This is a genomic window from Pseudomonas sp. FW305-28 (assembly GCF_017351395.1).
Taxonomy (GTDB): Bacteria; Pseudomonadota; Gammaproteobacteria; order Pseudomonadales; family Pseudomonadaceae; genus Aquipseudomonas; species Aquipseudomonas fluorescens_AA.
This window is the reverse complement of the sequence record NZ_JACNDD010000046.1, coordinates 24,164-43,405: the sequence shown is the minus strand read 5'-3', so window position 1 is coordinate 43,405 and position 19,242 is coordinate 24,164. Positions and strand designations below refer to the sequence as shown.

The window sequence follows — 19,242 nt, the reverse complement described above, 5'->3', positions numbered from 1 at the left end:
ATCCTCGGGCTCCAGAAAATTCAGTCTCGGCACCCCGTCATCGTATAACGCCTTGAAAATCGGCCAGATGCACCGTCACAATCGTCGTCACCGCCATGCCCCGCAGAGGATTCCCAGGAGATGTCGTCACCGAGCCGAGTCCCCACCTATGTCATGCAGCAACGCAGCGAATTGACGGACTTCTACATCCGCGACAAAAAGGGCCGGCGCGCCGAAACCAGCCCGCATCGCCATGAGTACTTCCAGATCCAGATCAACCTCGGTGGTGACACCGTGCAACACATTGGCAACGTCGAGCGTCCGTTTCCACGCAACACCCTGGCCTTCATCCTGCCCCACCGCGTGCATGTGATTCCGCACCCGGCGGACAGCAACTTCATGGTGATCAACTTTTCCCAGACGTTCCTGTTGCCACATTTGCAGTGCGACCCGATGGACCTGGAAGAAGTCTCGATTCTGCTGGCGCCGGAACTCTCGCCGTTTCGTTTCCAGGAGCACCTGGACTTCATTCTCGGCGACGACGATTTCGCCAAGGTATGCGCGTTGATCACGCAAATGCGCGCACTGGACGAGAATCGACAATTCGGCACCCGCGAGATGCTCAAGGGCTTGTTACTGCAACTGATCGGCAGCGTCTGCGCCTTGTACGCCGAGCCGCTCAAGCGCTTGGCCGAAGAAAACGCCGCCGAAGTCAGCCGACGCGATGCGCTGGGCCGAATGTCCGAATACCTGCGCAAGAACATCGCCGACCCGGACCTCAACCTGATCAAAGTGGCGGCGGCGACCTACCTGTCGCCGACCTACCTGACCCACTGGCTGCGCAAGGAAATCGGCAAGACCTTTACCGAACTGGTGCTCGAACGTCGAATGCATGCGGCGCGCAATTACTTGCTCAATGGCACACGGCCTGTGGGCGAAGTGGCGAGATTGTGCGGGTTTGCCGACGAGGCTTATTTTTCCAGGCGTTTTCGCCAGATACATGGACAGCCGCCGGGGCAGTTCAGGCGCCAGCAGTTGAATCCGGACAGTCCGCAGTTGCCGTTGAATACATAAGCCGACAATCGCGAATACGGCTCACCGCAGGATCAACACCGCCGCCACCGCAATCACCGCCACCACGCCAAAGACCATTCGCGCGATCCACGGCGCGGTGAGCCAGACGCCGGTCACCCCGGCAATCTGCCCCACGTTCTTCTCGGTCAGACGGAAACTCGGCTCCCGGAAAGGATTGCCGCAATGTGGGCAGGCGTAGGCCTTGTCGGAGACTCGGGAAGCGCATTCAGGGCAATCGATCAGACTCATTGTGCGACCTCAGGGAGAGACGAACTTGGGGTACTGACAAAGACCACGCATTTCCGGTTTTTGTTCTGAATCGAGTAAACCTTTTGGAGAGCACGCTATGGAAAAGCGAACTGCTTCACAGCCAACAAGATAGCCCAGCCACTACTGCGGGGGTTTTACGCGCCGGATAAGATCGTTCAGCACGTAGGTGTCCAGAAAGGCTGTGACTTCAATGATCTGACCATTCTTGAGGGTCATGTGCCACAGGTAGGTGTTGTTGTAGGGTTTGTGATCAAGCGCCGTCGCTGTCCCTTCCCACAGAACAACCACGACATCATTCTGAGCAACGATGCTCTGCACCGAGGGGACGATCGGTGTTGCCAGTCTCGCGGTAATCGGCCGCACGACTTGGGCCAGCTCAGCCTTGCTGTTATAGACACCTGAAACAGGACTCGTCCCGGCCACGGTCCATTTCGCATTGGGCGCCAGCAGATCGAACACCGTGCCTTTGCCCTGCTGCCAGTTAGTGAACGCCTGGCGGACCAGAGTCGCATTCGCATGTTGGGTGTTTTCCGAAGCCCAGACGTTGTTCGTAAAAAATATTAAAGACAGTGCAAGAGCCTGGACGCGCCAAGCGAAATTCATCCATCTGGTCATGATGTTCTCTCACAGCAATGCAGTTGATAAGACGCTCTTCCAGGAGAACCTTAACGGCATGTGCCCAGAAACCTTTGCCTGATACTGCTGTGAAGTTGCCTGATGCTATTCAGTGGCGAGGCTGCACAAGCAGCCGCTCATCAAGCAATTTGCCGTGCCTTTCTACCTTCAGTCTTAGCGACCTTCTTGAACCTGTGCTCAAACTCCCCACACCGGGAAGCTATCGCACACCAGGGGAAATTTTTTCATTCCGAAAGAGAGGCTGATTTCCAGAATCGCCCGGCCAGCCAGCGACTGACACTCAAGACCCAGGCAAACAGAGCGATCAATCCGACACTAAGCAGCATCCCCTTCACGCCCGTGCTGCTGATGAGCTTTCCGGTGATAAAGGGAAACCCGAATACACCAATGAAGTAGGACAGGCTGAAAAGCGGCAGTGCTTGTGCGGTCAGTCCAAAACTCAGACTGGAAATTCGCACCTTTAGCGCTGACGGCGTATCACCTGGGTGCCATTGCCCCTATCGTCATTTTTCAGACAGCAGAAACCACAAAGCCCCTGGTTTTCTTGGAAAACCAGGGGCTTTGTGTGTATCGAATTTGGCGGTGAAGGAGAGATTCGAACTCTCGATACAGTTTCCTGTATACACACTTTCCAGGCGTGCTCCTTAAGCCACTCGGACACTTCACCGTATCTCGGCAAACTGTTCAGTCTGTCGAGGCGCGCTAATGTAGTCGAAAGCTTTTCCGATGGCAAAGGTTTTTTCAGAATTTTCATGCGGTTAAGCTTGGTTGGGCATTTCAAACCCGTCTGGGCAGGGCAAACCGGCCAATCTTCGGGGCTGTATAGGCAAGGCTCTATAGATGAAGGCTTGGCTGGATGGGCGAGCCAGGCTGTTTACGGGGCTTGGGGCTGACCGGTGAGTCAGTCACGGTGCTTTACCTGGCCTGCGGCGGTGGGTAACGTCTGCGACACTTCTCTTACAAGGAATAGCGTCATGAGCGACTTGATTGCCTACCATCTCGAAGACGGTATCGCGACCCTGACCTTGAACAACGGCAAGGTCAATGCCATCTCGCCGGACGTGATTGCCGCGTTCAACGCTGCGCTGGACCAGGCGACGGCGGATCGGGCGGTGGTGATCATTACCGGGCAGCCGGGGATTCTGTCGGGTGGCTACGATCTGAAGGTGATGACCGCCGGCCCCAAGGAAGCGGTAAGCCTGGTTACGGCCGGCTCGACGCTGGCCCGTCGCCTGTTGTCGCACCCCTTCCCTGTCGTTGTCGCTTGCCCGGGGCATGCGGTGGCCAAGGGTGCGTTCCTGCTGTTGTCGGCGGATTACCGCATTGGTGTGGAAGGGCCGTTCAGCATCGGCCTGAACGAAGTGCAGATCGGCATGACCATGCACCACGCCGGTATCGAGCTGGCTCGTGATCGCCTGCGCAAGTCGGCGTTTCACCGTTCGGTGATCAATGCCGAGATGTTCAATCCCCAGAGCGCTGTGGATGCGGGTTTCCTCGACAAGGTGGTGTCGGCCGAGGAACTGCAAGGCGCGGCCCTGGAAGCAGCGCGCCAGTTGAAGAAAATCAACATGTCCGCCCACAAGAACACCAAGCTGAAAGTTCGCAAGGCCCTGCTGGAGACGCTGGACACTGCGATTTTGCTGGATCAGGAGCATATGGGCTGACGCTTGTAGGAGCTGTCGAGCGGAGCAAGGCTGCGATCTTTTGATCTTTCGCTCCGGACTCAATTGCTAAGGGAAAGATCGCAGCCTCGCTCCGCTCGTCAGCTTCTACGGGCCCACAGATGTCCCCCTCCCCTAGAGCAGGGCTTTTTCCTACGCGCATCGTTTAAAAGTCCGCAACCGCTCTAGGCCGCTTCCGTCACGCCATGTGGAAACATGCGCTTAAACATCGTCCATTTCCTACCTCTATAGGGGCAATTGCCGAAAACAGTGCACATCCGTACACTGCGCCACCTTTTGTCCCGATGGGGCCCGTAGATGCTGTTTGTATTGCGTATGTTGTTGATGGGCCTGCACTTTGTCCTGGCGGGTGTGCTCGGGGTGATTCTGGGCCTGTGCAGACCGTTCAATCCGGACAACAGCCGTTTATGCGCAAGGCTGTACGCATTGCCGGCCATGTGCATCTTGCGCCTGCGGGTCCGGACGCAGGTCGACACGCTAGTGGATAAACCCAACGGCTGCGTCATCATCGCCAACCATCAGTCCAATTATGACTTGTTCATGTTCGGCAACGTGGTGCCGCGCCGCACCGTGTGCATCGGCAAGAAGAGCCTGAAATGGGTGCCGCTGTTCGGGCAATTGTTCTGGCTGGCAGGCAATGTGTTGATCGACCGTGGCAACGCGATCAAGGCGCGACAGTCAATGCTGACCACCACCCATACGTTGCAGCACGAGGACACCTCGATCTGGGTTTTTCCGGAAGGCACGCGCAATCTGGGCGAGGACCTGCTGCCGTTCAAGAAAGGCGCATTCCAGATGGCAATTGCCGCCGGAGTCCCGATTATTCCGGTGTGCGTCAGCAGCTACATCAAGCACATGCACCTCAATCGCTGGCGCAGCGGTGAAATCCTCATACGCTCGTTGCCGGCGATTCCTACGGCCGGATTGAGCATGGATGACATGCCCCGGCTCATCGCCCAATGCCGTGAACAAATGCGTGAATGCATTGCAACAATGGACCGGCAGTTACAAGCCGCGTAATGGAAAACCCGCCCCTTGGCGGGTTTTCTTTTGCCGCCGAACTCCGCAGATTTTGCTGACTCTCAAGCTACAGGGCGCGCTAAGCTGGACGTTGCCTGCCACTGCCATTTTCCAATAAGAAGTGAACCACCATTATGGGTAGAGTCGTTGCTGCTGCGGTTTACAGCGCCGGTAAGAAAATCACCAACATCACCCTCGACGAAGGCAGCGCCTGGGCTGCCAAACCTGGTCATTTTGTGTGGATCGGTCTTGAAGAGCCCAGTGCCCTGGAGCTGACCAACCTGCAACGTCAATTCAACCTGCACGAATTGGCCATCGAAGACGCCATGGAGAAACACAGCCGGCCCAAGTTGGAAACCTTTGGCGATGCGCTGTTTATCGTCACGTATTCGCCAATACGCAAGGACGGCAAGCTGCAGTTCATCGAAACCCATATCTTTGCCGGCAAGGGCTACATCATCACCGCTCGCAACGGTCATTCAGCCTCCTACGCCCACGTCCGACAGCGCTGTGAGGCTCGACCTATCCTGCTGGAGCACGGCGAAGATTTCGTGCTCTACGCCATCCTCGATTTCGTGATCGAAAACTACCAGCCTGTGGGTGAAGCCATTCACGCCGAGATCGATGAGCTGGAGCGCAACGTGCTGTGCAGCGCCCTGAATGAGCGAGACATCCAGAACCTGCACAGCCTGCGCCGCGATGTATTGCGCCTGCGTCGTTACGCGGCGCCCATGGTGGAGATCAGCGAGGAACTGCAGCGGCTGGACTTCCCCTTTATCGACAAGAATATGGGGCCGTACTTCCGCGACGTACAGATCCACGTCACGCGGCAAATGGAAGACTTGGCCACCCTGGCGGACATCGCCAGCCAGACCATTGAAATCGGGGTGCTGCTGGAAGCCTCGCGCCAGAGCGTGGTGCAGCGCAAATTTGCAGCGTGGGCGGCGATTCTGGCATTCCCCACCGCGGTGGCCGGGATCTATGGGATGAACTTCGAGAACATGCCGGAGTTGACCTGGCACTACGGCTACTTTCTGGTGCTCGGATTCATCGGGGTGGGATGTACGGCTTTGTGGGCGAGTTTCAAGCGGTCGGGATGGTTGTAGGCCCGCTCCCCACCGCTCATCCTCTGTGGGAGCGAGCTTGCTCGCGATGACAGCGGCACCTCCGACATCAACGCCAGCTGATCCACCGCTATCGCGAGCAAGCTCGCTCTCACATTGGAGAGTGGTGATCTTTAGCCTTGGGTGGTTTCGGCCTGCGGCTTGTGTGCAACGAAACGCATCATCCACTCCGCCACCGTGGTGCCGTGGTGCTCGTGGGCCAGGCTCGCCATGCCCTGGCTGTAGATCTGTTCGCCGAGGTGTTGCTGACGAATCTCCAGCAAGGCCCGGGAATAATCGTGGATGAACTCCGGGTGGCCCTGGAAGCACAGCACCTGGTCGTTGATATGATAGGCGGCGAACGGGCAGAAATCGCTGGAGGCGATGACGGTCGCGCTTTCGGGCAGTTGGGTGACCTGGTCCTGATGGCTGATCAGCAAGGTCAGCTCTTCCATCACCGGGCTCATCCACGGCGCCTTGGCGGCGAGTTTGTAGCGATGGGTGCCGACACCCCAGCCTTGGGTGGCGCGTTCGGTCTTGCCGCCCAGCAACAACGCCAAGAGCTGATGGCCAAAGCACACACCGAGCAATTTATCGCCCCGCTGGTAGCGCTCCAGCAGGTAGGTCTTGAGGGTTTGAATCCAAGGGTCGGTGCCGAAGGAGTCAGCCTTGCTGCCAGTCACCAGGTAAGCGTCGAACTGCTCGTCATCGCTGGGGTAATGCCCCTCCATCACGTTGTACACGATGAATTCGGCCGCGATGGGCTGCTGTGAAAACAGGCGCTGGAACATCTGCCCGTAACCCTGATATTGGTCGACCAGTTCCGGACGCAGGATATCGGTTTCCAGAATGCAGATGCGTAGTGACATAAAAAATACCTGACACGATGATGGGAATATTGCACACCCCAGAGCCTGCCCTGAAACACGGTTCCAAGGCAAGCCCCTCCCCAGTCTGTCAGAACAGTTCGTGCCGGGCGGCTTTCTCCAGCAACAAGGCCGGCGGTGAGAAACGCTCACCGTATTGCTCGGCCAGATACTGGGCGCGACCGACAAAGTCCTGCAGGCCATACTGGTTGATGAACTGCAACGCACCGCCGGTCCAGGCCGCGAAACCAATGCCAAAGATCGAGCCGATGTTGGCATCGGCCGTCGACGTCAGCACCCCCTCCTCCACGCAGCGCACGGTCTCCAAGGCCTGGATGAACAGCAGGCGATCACGGATATCCTGGGGCGAAATCTGCCCATCGGCTTGCTCGAAGCGGCTCTTCAGTTGCGGCCACAGGTACTTCTGCCCGTTGGCCGGGTATTCATAAAAACCGGCGCCGGCAGCCTTGCCCGGCCGCTTGTATTCGTTGAGCAGCAAGTCAATCACGGCGAATGCCGGGTGCTCAATCGGCGTTTTCCCTTCTGCGTGCAGGTCCTTGGCAGTTTGCGCGCGGATATGGCTCATCAGGCTGAGGGAAACTTCGTCAGAGATCGCCAGAGGCCCGACCGGCATCCCGGCCTTGCGCGCTTCGGTCTCGATCATCGGCGCACTCACGCCCTCGCCGAGCATGGCGATGCCCTCATTGGTAAAGGTACCGAACACCCGCGACGTGAAGAAACCGCGACTGTCGTTGACCACAATCGGCGTCTTGTTGATCTGCAGGACAAAATCGAAACCCCGAGCCAAAGTCGCGTCACTGGTACGCGCCCCCTTGATGATCTCCACCAGCGGCATTTTTTCCACCGGGCTGAAGAAGTGCAGGCCGATGAACTTCGTCGGGTCCGGCACGGCCATGGCCAGGCCGGTGATGGGCAAGGTCGAGGTGTTGGAAGCGATCACCGCGTCGTCCCCCGCCACCGCCTGGGCCGCAGCCGACACGCTGGCTTTCAGGACGCGATCCTCAAACACCGCTTCGATGATCAGGTCGCAACCGGCCAGGTCAGCATCGCTGTCGGTGGCTTGAATCCGCGCCAGCGTGGCTTCGCGCTGCTCGGCCGTGAGCTGGCCGCGGGCGACCTTTTTATCCAGCAACGCCGCCGAGCGGGCCTTGCCCTTCTCGGCTGCCGTCAGGTCGACGTCCTTGAGGACCACGGCAATGCCGGCCACGGCGCTGACATAGGCGATTCCCGCCCCCATCATGCCCGCACCGAGCACGCCGACTTTTTTCGTCAGATAAGGCGCCACACCTTGTGGGCGAGAGCCACCGGCCTTGATCTCGTTGAGTTGGAACCAGAGGGTGCCGATCAGGTTCTTCGCCACTTGGCCGGTGGTCAGTTCGGTGAAGTAGCGGGTTTCGATCAGGTGCGCGGTGTCGAAATCCACCTGGGCCCCCTCCACCGCCGCGCAGAGGATTTTCTCCGGTGCCGGCAGGCAGCCCTGGGTCTTGTTGCGCAGGATCGAGGGAGCGATCGCCAACATCTGCCCGACTTTCGGGTCGGACGGCGTGCCGCCCGGGAGCCGATAGCCCTTTGCATCCCAGGGTTGCACGACGCTGGGGTTGGCCAGAATCCAGGCCCGGGACTTGGCCAGCAATTCCTCACGATCCTTGGCCAGCTCATCGATCAACCCGGCCTGCAGCGCTTGCTTTGCACTGACCTTCTTACCTTCGAGCAGATACGGCAGGGCCTTTTCCAAACCGAGCAGGCGCACCATCCGCACCACCCCACCGCCCCCCGGCAGCAGCCCGAGAGTGACCTCCGGCAAGCCGAGCTGCACCGATGGCTGCTCCAGCGCCACGCGATGATGACAAGCCAGGCAGATCTCCCAACCACCGCCGAGGGCCGCGCCATTGATGGCCGCCACCACGGGCTTGCCCAGGGTCTCCAAGGCTCGCAGTTGCGCTTTAAGCAGCAGGACCATGTCGTAGAACGCCTTGGCATCGGGCTTGCCGACCTTGACCAGTTCATTGAGATCACCACCGGCGAAGAACGTCTGCTTGGCCGAGGTGATGATCACACCGGCAATCGCGTCCTTTTCAGCCTTCAAACGGGTAACGCAAGCGGCCATGGCCTCGCGGTAGCGCGCATTCATGGTGTTGGCGCTCTGGCCCGGCATGTCCAGGGTCAGGACGACGATCCGGTCCTGGCCGGTTTCGTAACGGATGGCAGCGGTCATGAAAAATGTTCCTTGAAGTCGGGCTCAGAGGCGTTCGATGACGGTGGCAATGCCCATGCCGCCGCCGACACAGAGGGTCGCCAGGCCATAGCGCAGGCGACGCGCCTCCAACTCGTCGAGCAACGTGCCAAGGATTGCGCAGCCGGTAGCCCCCAAGGGATGCCCCAGGGCGATGGAACCACCGTTGACGTTGACCTTGGCGGGGTCGATGGCCATGTCCCGGATGAACTTGAGCACCACCGAGGCGAAGGCTTCGTTGACTTCGAACAGGTCGATGTCCTCCACCCGCAGCCCGGCCTTGGCCAGGGCCTTGCGGGTGGCCGGCGCCGGGCCGGTGAGCATGATGGTCGGGTCGGTACTGGTGACGGCCGTGGCGACGATCCGGGCCCGGGGTTGCAGGCCCATGGCGCGTCCCTTGGCTTCGGAACCGATCAACATCAGCGCCGCGCCGTCGACGATGCCGGAACTGTTGCCCGGCGTGTGCACATGATGGATGCGTTCGACATGGCTGTAGACCCGCAGCGCCGTGCCGTCGAAGCCCATCTGGCCCATGGCTTCGAAACTCGGCTTGAGCTTGCCCAGGCCTTCGAGCGTGGAGTCGGCGCGGATGAATTCGTCGTGGTCCAGCAACACGATGCCATTCTGGTCCCGCACGGCGACCAGGGATTTATCGAACGAACCGTCGGCCCGGGCGCGTGCCGCTTTTTGCTGGGAGTGCAGTGCGTAGCGGTCGACGTCCTCGCGGCTAAAGCCTTCCAGGGTGGCGATCAGGTCGGCGCCGATGCCCTGGGGAATGAAGTGACCCTGCAGGTTGGATTGCGGGTCCAGCGCCCATGCACCGCCATCGCTGCCCATGGGCACCCGGGACATGGATTCGACGCCGCCGGCCACCACCAGGTCTTCGAACCCGGAACGCACCTTCATCGCCGCCAGGTTCACCGCTTCCAGGCCCGAGGCGCAAAAACGATTGAGTTGCACCCCCGCCACGCTGATATCCCAATTGGCCACCAACGCAGCAGTCTTGGCGATATCGGCACCCTGCTCGCCCACGGGCGTCACGCAACCGAGCACGATGTCGTCGACCTGGCTGGTGTCCAAATCCATGCGCTGGCGCAAGGCACTGAGCAGGCCCCCCATCAGGTTCACCGGCTTGACGCTGTGCAGGGCGCCATCAGCCTTGCCCTTGCCACGAGGCGTGCGTAATGCGTCGAAAATCAAAGCTTGGGTCATGACATCCTCGAAACCACGGGGTAATGCGACGCCTCCAACCATAAGCCCAGCGGCGCCGGATTCAATGACCACAGCGCTCAATGGCGTTGACGGCCACGCTCAGACGAACGGTAGCGAGCTATCGGGTTAACCGATTCAGGAGGGCAAGCTGTCTAGCAAAAGGGCCGGCAGGAAGGTGGCAATAGGCCTCATGCCGTTTTAATAGCGATAAATACCCAGTTGATACGAATTGGATCTAAGCCAAGGCGGCCGCGGCCCCTAATGTAATCCTTGTACAAGTTAGTCGTCGGGTTTTGCCGAGGCGCTTGTCGGAACAGGAAGTGCAACGCCAGCCATCATGGATATGCAGGCTGGTTTTCAGGACATAACAAAAAAGGCGGATCAGCCATGTTCAAACATTCGAAAGTTCGTCAAGCCGGACTCATTCTCTTTGCCACGACGCTGCTGTTGATTTTGCCGAATATCACCAAGGTGATTGGCTGAATCCTGCGCGGGGGCACCTGCTTCATCCAATACGTTGTGTCGCCAAAAAATGTGATGGGTCACTGTTCGAGCAGCGATGGCTGTGCCAACCTTTGCGGCCACCCCTCGACATGGAAAGCGATCGACTTGAAAGCTCTCATTGTGTTCGGGGCGTTGCTGCTCAGCACGCCCCTTTATGCCGCGCAACTGGTGCTGGAGTTGGGCGCGAGCACGCGCACCTGGCAAACCGAAGAACTGCTCAAGCATCCGGACGCTCAAACGGTCGAGATTGCTGAGGATGTTTCCTACAAGAAACCCATGAGTTATCGAGCCGTGCCGCTGACCTCCCTGTTGACGGGCATCCAGCCGGACGACCACCTGCAGGCCGTTGCACTGGACGGCTTCGCTGCCGAGATGCCCGCGGCGCCATTACTCAACAAGAGCGGGGCCCGGGCCTGGCTGGCGATCGAGGACCCGGCCAAGCCGTGGCCGTCGCTGGGGGAAGGCAAGTCCAGTGCCGGGCCTTTCTATCTGGTCTGGACCGACCCGCAGGCAGGCCGCATCAGCCCGGAACAATGGCCCTATGCGGTGGCGAGCATCAAGCGCCTGTCGGCGGTGGCTGAACGCTTCCCGGCCCTGCTACCAGCGCCCAACCTGGCCAAGGACGACCCGATCAATAAAGGTTTCGCGCTGTTCCAGAAGAACTGCCTGGCGTGTCATCGGCTCAATGGCGCTGGCGATGCACAGTTCGGCCCTGACCTGAACATTCCTTTCAATCCCACCGAATACTTCTCCGGGGATTTCCTCAAGCGCTACATTCGCGACCCGCAAGGCCTGCGACGCTGGCCCCAGGGCAAGATGCCCGGGTTCTCGGCGGCGGTGTTGCCGGATTCGGAGCTGGATTTGCTGGTGGGTTACTTGAAGCATATGGCGGGGCGCAAGCAGCCGCTGACTCCATGAGATCGCTTTTGTGGCGAGGGAGCTTGCTCCCGCCGGGCTGCACAGCAGCCCCTTGACGAGCTTGCGAGCGCTTCGCACTCGAGCGGGAGCAAGCTCCCTCACCACAAAAGCTTGTTCGCCAGGCGGTTACTGGAGTTGCACAGTGATCACTGGGGTGCCGGCGGTCTCGATCATCCTGGCATGCATCTGCTCGCCACCACCGCCACGACGCATGCCTCGCACCGGGCAGGCGTCCAGGTAATCCAGGCCCACGGCCAGTTTCAGGTGGCGCTCCGGGCGGGCCAGTTGGTTGGTCACATCGAAGCTGTACCAGGCGTCGTCCAGCCAGGCCTCTGCCCAGGCATGGCTCGCCAGGTGCTCGCTCTCTCCGCTGAACAGATAACCCGACACATACCGTGCTGGCACGCCCAGGCTACGAGCACAGGCCAGAAAGGCGTGGGTATGGTCCTGGCACACCCCGCTACGACCAGCGAACGCCTGGGCTGCACTGGTCTCGACTGCCGTGGTGCCAGGGGTGTAGATCATGTGCTGGTTCAACCCATGCATCAGGTCGATCAACGCGGTGCGGTCGCGACGCTGCTGGCATTGCTGCGCGGCGAAGGCTCGAAGGGCCTCGTCCGCCTCGGTCAGCCGGGTGAAGCGCAGGAATGGCAGCGCCGACTGGCTCTCGTGTTCGGCTTCGCGCAACGGATCGATATCCACCTGTCCACGGGCGCCGATGATGACCGTTTCGTGGGGCTCATCCAGGGTCAGCACGTGCAGGATGTTGCCAAACGGATCCAGTTGCGCCCGCACCGGCCGAGGCAAATCAAGCTGCCAGCTCAGCACATGCTGGCGTTCGCTGTCGTGGGGCGTCAGGCGCAGGTACTGGATGCTGGCGCGAACCTGATCTTCATAGTGGTAGGCCGTTTCGTGGCTGATCGAGAGTCTCATATGACCTCCAGGTAGGAACTGTGAATGGTGTTGCCCAGTTCACGGACCAGTGGGATGAATTCGGTGAGCCAGGCATGCAGGCCCCCGTCGAGGATTTCGTTGATGCCGGTGTAGCGCAGGCGTGCGTCCATTTCCGCCGCCAGCCGTTGCGCCTGCCGACCGTTGGTGCCCGGCAGGCTTGCGAGGATCTGGTCAATTTCTTCGGTACAGGCACGCAGCGAGCGCGGCACGTCGGCGCGCAACAGCAGCAACTCAGCCACATGGCGAGCACCCGGGGCCTCACGGTAGATCTCGGTGTAGGCCTCGAAGGACGACAAGGCCCGCAACAAGGCGCTCCATTGGTAGTAGGCGTGGGCCGTGCCGTCGCTGACTGCGTCGGCCTGGTCGCCGGCCATTTCGTAGCGGGCATCGAGCAAGCGCAGGGTGTTGTCGGCCCTTTCGATAAAGGTCCCCAGGCGAATGAACCGGAACGCGTCGTTACGCATGATGGTGCCGTAGGTCGCGCCACGAAACAGGTGCGAGCGCTCCTTGATCCACTCGCAGAAACGGCTCATGCCGTAGCGATTCAAGCCTTGCTCGCCGATACCGCGAATTTCCAGCCAGGTGGCGTTGATGTTTTCCCACATGTCGGCGGTGATTCGGCCACGTACCGCATGGGCACTGGCTCGCGCGGAACCGAGACAGCTGTAGATGCTGGCCGGGTTGGCCGCTTCCAGGGCAAAGAAATGCAGCAGGCGCTCGGCGTGCAGATCGCCGTGTCGCTCCCGGTAATCGTCCAGCGTGCCAGTGATCAGCAATGGCATGGCCAGTTCGTGCAGGCCGTCGCCACGCCCATCCTGGGGCATCAGTGACAACGAATAACTGACGTCGAGCATCCGCGCGAGGTTTTCCGCCCGCTCCAGGTAGCGCGACATCCAGTACAGGTCCGAGGCGGTTCTACTCAGCATGGCAGTTCCTCAATCCTCGACCACCCAAGTGTCCTTGGTACCGCCGCCCTGGGATGAGTTCACCACCAGGGAGCCTTCGCGCAGCGCCACCCGTGTCAGCCCGCCAGGGACCACGCGGGTCTCGCGACCGGCCAGCACAAACGGGCGCAAGTCGATGTGGCGCGGGGCGATGCCGTTTTCGACAAAGGTCGGGCACGTCGAGAGCGACAGCGTCGGCTGGGCGATGTAGGCGTGCGGCTTGGCCTTGATCCGCTCGCGAAAGGCATCGATTTGCGCCGTCGTCGCGGCCGGCCCCACCAGCATTCCATACCCGCCGGAGCCCTGGGTTTCCTTGACCACCAGGTCGGGAAGATTCGCCAGCACATGGGAGAGCTCTGCAGGATTACGGCACTGCCAGGTGGGAACGTTCTTCAGGATCGGCTCTTCGTCCAGGTAAAAACGGATCATGTCGGTGACGAACGGGTACACCGACTTGTCGTCCGCCACCCCCGTGCCGATGGCATTGGCCAGCACCACGTTGCCGGAGCGGTAGGAGGACAACAACCCCGGTACGCCGAGCATCGAATCCGGATTGAAGGCCAGTGGATCGAGGAACGCGTCGTCGAGTCGACGGTAGATCACATCCACCGCCTTCGGCCCGTCGGTGGTGCGCATGAACACTTTGTCATCTCGTACGAACAGGTCAGCGCCTTCCACCAACTCCACGCCCATCTCCCGGGCCAGGAAGGCGTGCTCGAAGAATGCACTGTTGAAACGCCCTGGCGTCAGTACCACGACGCTGGGGTCGTCCAGCGGACTGGAGCTTTTCAGAGTGTCGAGCAGCAGGTTCGGATAATGATCGATGGGGGCGATGCGCTGGGCGGCGAACAGCTCGGGAAACAGGCGCATCATCATCTTGCGGTCTTCGAGCATGTAGCTGACGCCGCTGGGCGTACGCAGATTGTCTTCAAGCACGTAATAGGTGCCGTCACCGTCGCGTACCAGGTCGACACCGCAAATGTGTGCGTAGATGTCACGGTGCAGATCGAGCCCTTGCATCGCCAGTTGGTATTGCTCGTTGGCCAGCACCTGTTCGGCGGGGATGATGCCGGCCCGGATGATCCGTTGTTCGTGGTAGAGGTCGGCCAGGAACATGTTCAGTGCCTTGACCCGTTGGATGCAGCCACGTTCGACCACCCGCCATTCGCTGGCCGGGATGCTGCGCGGGATCGTGTCGAACGGGATCAGGCGCTCGGTCCCCTGCTCGTCCCCATAGAGCGTGAACGTAATGCCGGCACGGTGAAACAACAGGTCGGCTTCGCGCCTGCGCTGCGCCAGAAGCTCGTCAGGCGTGTCGGCCAGCCAGCGGGCAAACGCCTGGTAGTGCGGGCGGACCTGGCCGTCGGCGTCGTACATTTCATCAAAACCGCTGCGGATCATGCCGTGCTCCTTGTCACCCTGGCAGCAAGGCTTCGCAAGCCCCGTGCCATCGGCATAAACGCTTTATGATCAACGGGTTGGAATCTCCATTGAGAGGCCGCGCACTTTTATAGTGCGGCAAATGCCCCCAACCCGCTGCCCCCGCTTCATTGCGACGCAGGGGCGTCGCTTTCCTGAGCATAGTCATGGAAAAACGAAGCGGCCTGGTCTGGATACAGTTAGGTACAAAACCTGGGGAAGTGATTGTGGTGTGTCAGCGGGTAAGATGTTGATCGTGCAGCCGCCATCGCGAGCAAGCTCGGCTCCCACAGGGACCCTCGGTTAGCTCACAGACATGAAAACGGCCGACACAAAGGTCAGCCGTTGCTGTGGTTGCGGTGAGTGACTGTCAGGCCTGCAGGCGCCGGATCTCTTGCTTGACGCCCCAACCCTCGATAACACCCCCCAAGGGTTCGACAACTGCCTCGAAGTCTTGCTCGAAGTCGCCAATATCATCGTAAGTGGCGTACATCACCCGGCTCAGTTCCAATGACCAAGCCCCGTCGTCCCGTGCACTGATCTGCGCGTTCAACGATTCGCCCCGAAAATGACCTGCCGCCCTGCGCGCCCGCTCCTCGTCCGGGAAAATGGCGTAGAACTCAATGGGATGGAATCGGGAAAAATCGAAACCGCCTTCTTTCATGCGGCGCAATACGCTGGTGCTGATGTCTTCTTGATAGGCTGTGCTCATGAAACGTCCTCCTAAAACCGATGGATAGACTTTCCGTCTTCCCGTGCGTGAAGCCTTCAGGCTGCAAGCGATACGGCATCAAATGGCCGTCGGGACACAAGCATGTAGCTGACAAGACCGGACCTTGGCGATCCTTTCGCTGATCTCAATTGCAGAGTAGCCGCAAGTGGTGGCCACTGCCAAGCGAGACCAGCCACCGTTTCATGAAATCGCTGTAATGCTGAGAATTTCGATACTGTTTTGGGACTTGAGGTTCTTGACTGTCGGGTCTTCGGTGCGGTCAACCAAGTCGTTGAGGTCCAATTGGCTGAGCACGGGTAGCAACCTTTCGCGGATCAGTTGGGCGGCCTGCTCCATGGTGGGTTTGTGGTCATAGTCGAACTGCTCGACGGTGGTTTCACCGTGATCGTCAATGAAAGTGATTTCCCACTTTTGCATCAGTGTCTCCTTGATCAATTCAGGGCAGGGCTTACCTTCATCTCGACATTGAGGGGCGGACAATCGTTCCGCTGGGTGCTTGGACGGCACACATGAAAAGACCGCCTCGGGGGCGGTCTCTCTTGTGCAGCCTTGGCCGATCACTTTTCGGCGCGTTCCTTCAGGGCCTTGAGCGTGTTGAACGGCGCATCCACCACGAACTTGTTCGCCAGCCAGGACGGCACGTCACCACCCGGTTCGGTGTGGACCTGATAAACGACCTCAATCTGGTCCGCACCCTTTGGCGTGAATTTCCAGAAGCCGTCGACCTGGGCCACCCGTACGAAACCTTGCTCCTCAGGCTGGTATGTCGGCACGCCCTTGAGCTTGCGGGTCAGGCTGCCGTCGGCCCCCTCCTCGGTGGTAACTTCCAGCACCGAGTCCCGGGGCGTCACCGGCCAGGGCGTATTGAACTGGGTATAAGTCCAGCTCTTGTCGCCTTCGTGCTTGAGCAGTTTCTGGCTCTTGCACTCATGAATCCAGGCGCAGGCACCGGGAACGTCTTCCTGCAGGGCCCGCAGCTTGGCCATGGTGGTTTTCATCACCGTCACGCCGCGATAGGCCTTGTACTTGGAGCCCGCCACTTCACTGAGGGAAACCTTGATACCCTCCTTCTCCTTGGCAACCTGCCAGTCCTCTGCCTGGGCGGTGGCCGTCGCCAGCAACACGGTCAACCCACACAACACAGCCATACGATGCAGCGAACCCATAGTTTTTTCCTTATTGTCCAAGTTCGTTCATTTCGGATCTGTTCATTGACCCATTACGCTGCCGTGACTTGCTCCCACCAACCGATCAAGCGGATGGCCTCTTCACGGCTGCCGCCGCACACCTCGATGTCGGCTTCGAACGCCGAGCACACCGCCGGACGCTCCGGCTGGCCGAAGATCCGGCACAGGTTATCGACCGACAGTTGCACACAACGTTCTCCCGCCGGTTTGCCTTGGGGCATGCCAGGGATAGGTGAGCTGATGGAAGGGGCGATGCAACAGGCGCCACAGCCTTCACGGCACTTCATGACGACAACATCCTCGCGGCGGGTAATGATGAGTAACAGAAGACAGAGTAACGGCTAAAACACTCGTTTTAAATTACCGTCTGCGTGTTTTTTTGCCGTTGGCCAAATGACCGAATGGTCAGCGACGAGCTGCATGCCCTATGGAAGGCTTACTGCTTGAATTCAAAATCCAGCGCTGCGCCTTCCACCTCGTTGCGCTCCTGATTGCGCAGCGGCAGTTGCATTTCATTGCTCAACAACCGGCCATTGAGCTGGAACGGTCCGGGTTTCTCTCCGAACATTGACGGCAAGAGCGGTTCGCGCTTGGGCGGCGCTACCTTACCTGGTGGCTGCAGTTGCTCGACCATGTCGTGGGGCAGGCTGAGGTCCAGCTTGGCCGGCGGCAATGGAGTCTTGGCGACCTCGTGGGCTGATTTGCTTTTGGAAGCAATGGGCGCACGCTTTTTTTTCTTCGCCGCAACCGCCTTTTTAGCGGACGGCTTCTTGGCCACTGCGGTTTTTTTCGGCGCATTCTTCGTGGCACTGACGGCCGGTTTTTCCTGCGCCGGAGCCGCCACGACGACGCCTCCCATTTGGAAGACACTGAACAGGCCGATCAAAACCCAGGCAACAGGAACATTGGCTCTCATAGACACAACGGCACTGACGGCAGAAAAGCCCATGCTCGCCTGATAATGAGGCGCTGACAAGCACATCAAGCTAAGCCGCTGATTCCTATAGAAACCCGTTGGCCGTTTCTTGGCACAATTGAGTCGCCAACAACCCCAGCGTCATCAAGGCCCGCTCTGCCTCACGGTTCCAGGGGGTACCGCAGTTCAAGCGAATGCAGTGGTTGAACTGCTCGGTGTTACTGAAAATCAGCCCTGGCGCGATACTGATGCCTTGTTGCAACGCCCGCACATGCAACTCCTGGGTATTGACCCGTCCCGGCAGGCTGACCCACAGGATGAAACCGCCGTTGGGACGGCTCATTTGCGTGCCTTCGGGGAAGTGCTGTTGCACCGCCAGCTGAAAGGCGCTGAGGTTCTTGCGATACTCCTGGCGGATATAGCGCAGGTGCCGGTCATAGCCACCGTTTTCCAGGTACGCGGCAATGCCCATCTGCGTAACGCTGCACGCCGAGTGAGTGCTGAAGGTCTGGAGCCGCTGGATTTCCTGCTGGAATTTCCCCGCGATCATCCAACCGATGCGCACACCCGGCGACAACGTCTTGGAAAAACTCGAACAGTAGATGACCCGGTCCAGCCGATCGTAGGCCTTGAGGGCCTTGGTGCGCCCCTGCTCGAACATCAGCTCGCCATAGATATCGTCTTCGACGACCTGGATGTCGAAGTCCGACGCCAGGCGCAGCAGTTGCTTTTGCCGCTCCTCGGGCATGGTGCCGCCGAGGGGATTGCTCAGGCGCGTGGTCAGTACCAGCGCCTTGATCGACCACTGGTTGGCCGCCAACTGCAAGGCCTCCAGGCTCATGCCGGTGACCGGATCGCTGGGGATCTCGATGACCTTGAGGCCCAGCAGATCCGCCAGTTGCAGCAAGCCGTAATAGGTCGGCGACTCGGCGGCGATCAGGTCCCCCGGCCGCGTCAGCACCCGCAAGGACATCTGCAGCGCATCGACGCAACCGTGGGTGATCACCACCTCGGAAGGGTCCACCACGACACCGGCATCGCGCATGCGGATCGCCACTTGGCGCCGCAAAGGCTCGAAGCCCGGGCTGAACATGTAGCTGAACGCCCGTGGGCTGTGGAAACGCGTGACCTTGGCCAACTGCTGATGCAGGGCCCGGACAGGCAGGTAGTCGACACTCGGCACCGCCGCGCCCAGGGGAAACACGCCTTCGCGGCGCGACTCGACCAAGACCTGCTGGATGATGCTGCTGCGCGTCACCAACCCCGGGCGCTCTACCCGGGCAATGTCCGGCGTCGGTGCGGTCAGGGCCGGTGTCTGGTGCACGTAGTAGCCCGATTGCGGCCGTGCGCGAATCAGCCCCTGGTCTTCAAGGTTCGCGTAGGCCTGCAACACCGTGGCGTGGCTGACGTTGAGCTGCGAGCTCATCTTGCGCACCGAAGGCACGCGTTCACCGGGCTGATACACACCGCGCCGGATGTCTTCAGCCAGCTGTTGCGCAATACGTTGATAGAGCAGGAGGTTGGTCATGACGCAGCACTCGATTTCACGGGCATTTTATTCTTGTCGGAAA

Annotated in this window: 20 protein-coding genes and 1 tRNA gene; 5 read left to right on the top strand and 16 right to left on the bottom strand. The window is 59.9% G+C overall.

The window, feature by feature from the left end; genetic code table 11:
- The first annotated feature begins 120 nt into the window (after nucleotides 1-120).
- Nucleotides 121-1,053, top strand: coding sequence for an AraC family transcriptional regulator (locus J4E53_RS13040; RefSeq protein WP_103307972.1), 933 nt, complete (start codon nucleotides 121-123; stop codon nucleotides 1,051-1,053).
- A 21-nt stretch (nucleotides 1,054-1,074) separates the two neighbouring features.
- On the opposite strand, the gene J4E53_RS13035 is transcribed toward J4E53_RS13040, so the two are convergent.
- The 4 genes from J4E53_RS13035 to J4E53_RS13020 all read right to left on the bottom strand — a co-directional run bounded on the left by J4E53_RS13035 (nucleotide 1,075) and on the right by J4E53_RS13020 (nucleotide 2,626).
- Nucleotides 1,075-1,302 carry a hypothetical protein gene (locus tag J4E53_RS13035; RefSeq protein ID WP_060741313.1) on the bottom strand — a complete coding sequence of 76 codons (228 nt, stop codon included), beginning with the start codon at nucleotides 1,300-1,302 and terminating at the stop codon, nucleotides 1,075-1,077.
- Nucleotides 1,303-1,443: 141 nt separating this feature from the next.
- Nucleotides 1,444-1,926 carry a nuclear transport factor 2 family protein gene (locus J4E53_RS13030; RefSeq protein ID WP_060741312.1) on the bottom strand — a complete coding sequence of 161 codons (483 nt, stop codon included), beginning with the start codon at nucleotides 1,924-1,926 and terminating at the stop codon, nucleotides 1,444-1,446.
- A 257-nt stretch (nucleotides 1,927-2,183) separates the two neighbouring features.
- A complete protein-coding gene (locus tag J4E53_RS13025) occupies nucleotides 2,184-2,417 on the bottom strand; it encodes a hypothetical protein (RefSeq protein ID WP_237140765.1) in 234 nt (77 codons plus the stop codon).
- A 119-nt stretch (nucleotides 2,418-2,536) separates the two neighbouring features.
- Nucleotides 2,537-2,626, bottom strand: a tRNA-Ser gene (locus J4E53_RS13020).
- Nucleotides 2,627-2,933: 307 nt separating this feature from the next.
- Between J4E53_RS13020 and J4E53_RS13015 the strand changes: the two genes are divergently transcribed.
- The 3 genes from J4E53_RS13015 (at nucleotide 2,934) to J4E53_RS13005 (ending at nucleotide 5,767) form a co-directional block, all read left to right on the top strand.
- Entirely contained in the window at nucleotides 2,934-3,623 is a 690-nt protein-coding gene (locus J4E53_RS13015) for a crotonase/enoyl-CoA hydratase family protein (protein ID WP_060741273.1), read from the top strand.
- A gap of 315 nt (nucleotides 3,624-3,938) precedes the next feature.
- A complete protein-coding gene (locus J4E53_RS13010) occupies nucleotides 3,939-4,661 on the top strand; it encodes a 1-acylglycerol-3-phosphate O-acyltransferase (RefSeq protein ID WP_103307973.1) in 723 nt (240 codons plus the stop codon).
- Nucleotides 4,662-4,795: 134 nt separating this feature from the next.
- Nucleotides 4,796-5,767 (top strand): magnesium and cobalt transport protein CorA, encoded by a 972-nt coding sequence (locus J4E53_RS13005; protein WP_060741271.1) that lies wholly within the window; start codon nucleotides 4,796-4,798, stop codon nucleotides 5,765-5,767.
- Nucleotides 5,768-5,898: 131 nt separating this feature from the next.
- Here the strand turns inward: J4E53_RS13005 and J4E53_RS13000 are convergent, their stop codons facing one another.
- From J4E53_RS13000 to J4E53_RS12990, 3 genes are all read right to left on the bottom strand, one after another.
- The gene (locus J4E53_RS13000) at nucleotides 5,899-6,633 is read right to left on the bottom strand and encodes an amidotransferase (RefSeq protein WP_060741270.1); all 735 of its coding nucleotides are present in this window, start codon (nucleotides 6,631-6,633) and stop codon (nucleotides 5,899-5,901) included.
- 88 nt (nucleotides 6,634-6,721) lie between these two features.
- Nucleotides 6,722-8,866 carry a 3-hydroxyacyl-CoA dehydrogenase NAD-binding domain-containing protein gene (locus tag J4E53_RS12995; RefSeq protein ID WP_103307974.1) on the bottom strand — a complete coding sequence of 715 codons (2,145 nt, stop codon included), beginning with the start codon at nucleotides 8,864-8,866 and terminating at the stop codon, nucleotides 6,722-6,724.
- A gap of 24 nt (nucleotides 8,867-8,890) precedes the next feature.
- Nucleotides 8,891-10,096 carry an acetyl-CoA C-acetyltransferase gene (locus J4E53_RS12990; protein WP_103307975.1) on the bottom strand — a complete coding sequence of 402 codons (1,206 nt, stop codon included), beginning with the start codon at nucleotides 10,094-10,096 and terminating at the stop codon, nucleotides 8,891-8,893.
- Nucleotides 10,097-10,705: 609 nt separating this feature from the next.
- Here J4E53_RS12990 and J4E53_RS12985 point away from each other — a divergent pair.
- Complete coding sequence (locus J4E53_RS12985) at nucleotides 10,706-11,518, top strand: cytochrome c (protein WP_103307976.1); 813 nt, start codon at nucleotides 10,706-10,708, stop codon at nucleotides 11,516-11,518.
- Between the two features lie 126 nt (nucleotides 11,519-11,644).
- On the opposite strand, the gene J4E53_RS12980 is transcribed toward J4E53_RS12985, so the two are convergent.
- The 9 genes from J4E53_RS12980 to J4E53_RS12940 all read right to left on the bottom strand — a co-directional run bounded on the left by J4E53_RS12980 (nucleotide 11,645) and on the right by J4E53_RS12940 (nucleotide 19,199).
- Nucleotides 11,645-12,451 (bottom strand): transglutaminase family protein, encoded by an 807-nt coding sequence (locus tag J4E53_RS12980; RefSeq protein WP_103307977.1) that lies wholly within the window; start codon nucleotides 12,449-12,451, stop codon nucleotides 11,645-11,647.
- Nucleotides 12,448-13,398 (bottom strand): alpha-E domain-containing protein, encoded by a 951-nt coding sequence (locus J4E53_RS12975; RefSeq protein ID WP_060741265.1) that lies wholly within the window; start codon nucleotides 13,396-13,398, stop codon nucleotides 12,448-12,450. Before J4E53_RS12975 ends, J4E53_RS12980 begins: the two co-directional genes overlap by 4 nt.
- Nucleotides 13,399-13,407: 9 nt before the next feature.
- The gene (locus tag J4E53_RS12970; protein WP_060741264.1) at nucleotides 13,408-14,817 is read right to left on the bottom strand and encodes a circularly permuted type 2 ATP-grasp protein; all 1,410 of its coding nucleotides are present in this window, start codon (nucleotides 14,815-14,817) and stop codon (nucleotides 13,408-13,410) included.
- Nucleotides 14,818-15,205: 388 nt separating this feature from the next.
- A complete protein-coding gene (locus tag J4E53_RS12965; RefSeq protein WP_003179463.1) occupies nucleotides 15,206-15,547 on the bottom strand; it encodes a ribonuclease E inhibitor RraB in 342 nt (113 codons plus the stop codon).
- Between the two features lie 201 nt (nucleotides 15,548-15,748).
- Complete coding sequence (locus tag J4E53_RS12960; protein WP_060741263.1) at nucleotides 15,749-15,985, bottom strand: hypothetical protein; 237 nt, start codon at nucleotides 15,983-15,985, stop codon at nucleotides 15,749-15,751.
- 140 nt (nucleotides 15,986-16,125) lie between these two features.
- Entirely contained in the window at nucleotides 16,126-16,734 is a 609-nt protein-coding gene (locus J4E53_RS12955) for an START domain-containing protein (RefSeq protein WP_060741262.1), read from the bottom strand.
- A 53-nt stretch (nucleotides 16,735-16,787) separates the two neighbouring features.
- A complete protein-coding gene (locus J4E53_RS12950) occupies nucleotides 16,788-17,042 on the bottom strand; it encodes a YkgJ family cysteine cluster protein (RefSeq protein ID WP_060741261.1) in 255 nt (84 codons plus the stop codon).
- Nucleotides 17,043-17,191: 149 nt separating this feature from the next.
- Complete coding sequence (locus J4E53_RS12945) at nucleotides 17,192-17,671, bottom strand: hypothetical protein (protein ID WP_060743158.1); 480 nt, start codon at nucleotides 17,669-17,671, stop codon at nucleotides 17,192-17,194.
- 85 nt (nucleotides 17,672-17,756) lie between these two features.
- Nucleotides 17,757-19,199: a PLP-dependent aminotransferase family protein gene (locus J4E53_RS12940; RefSeq protein WP_060741260.1), complete on the bottom strand. Its 1,443-nt coding sequence runs from the start codon at nucleotides 19,197-19,199 to the stop codon at nucleotides 17,757-17,759.
- Nucleotides 19,200-19,242: the final 43 nt, after the last annotated feature.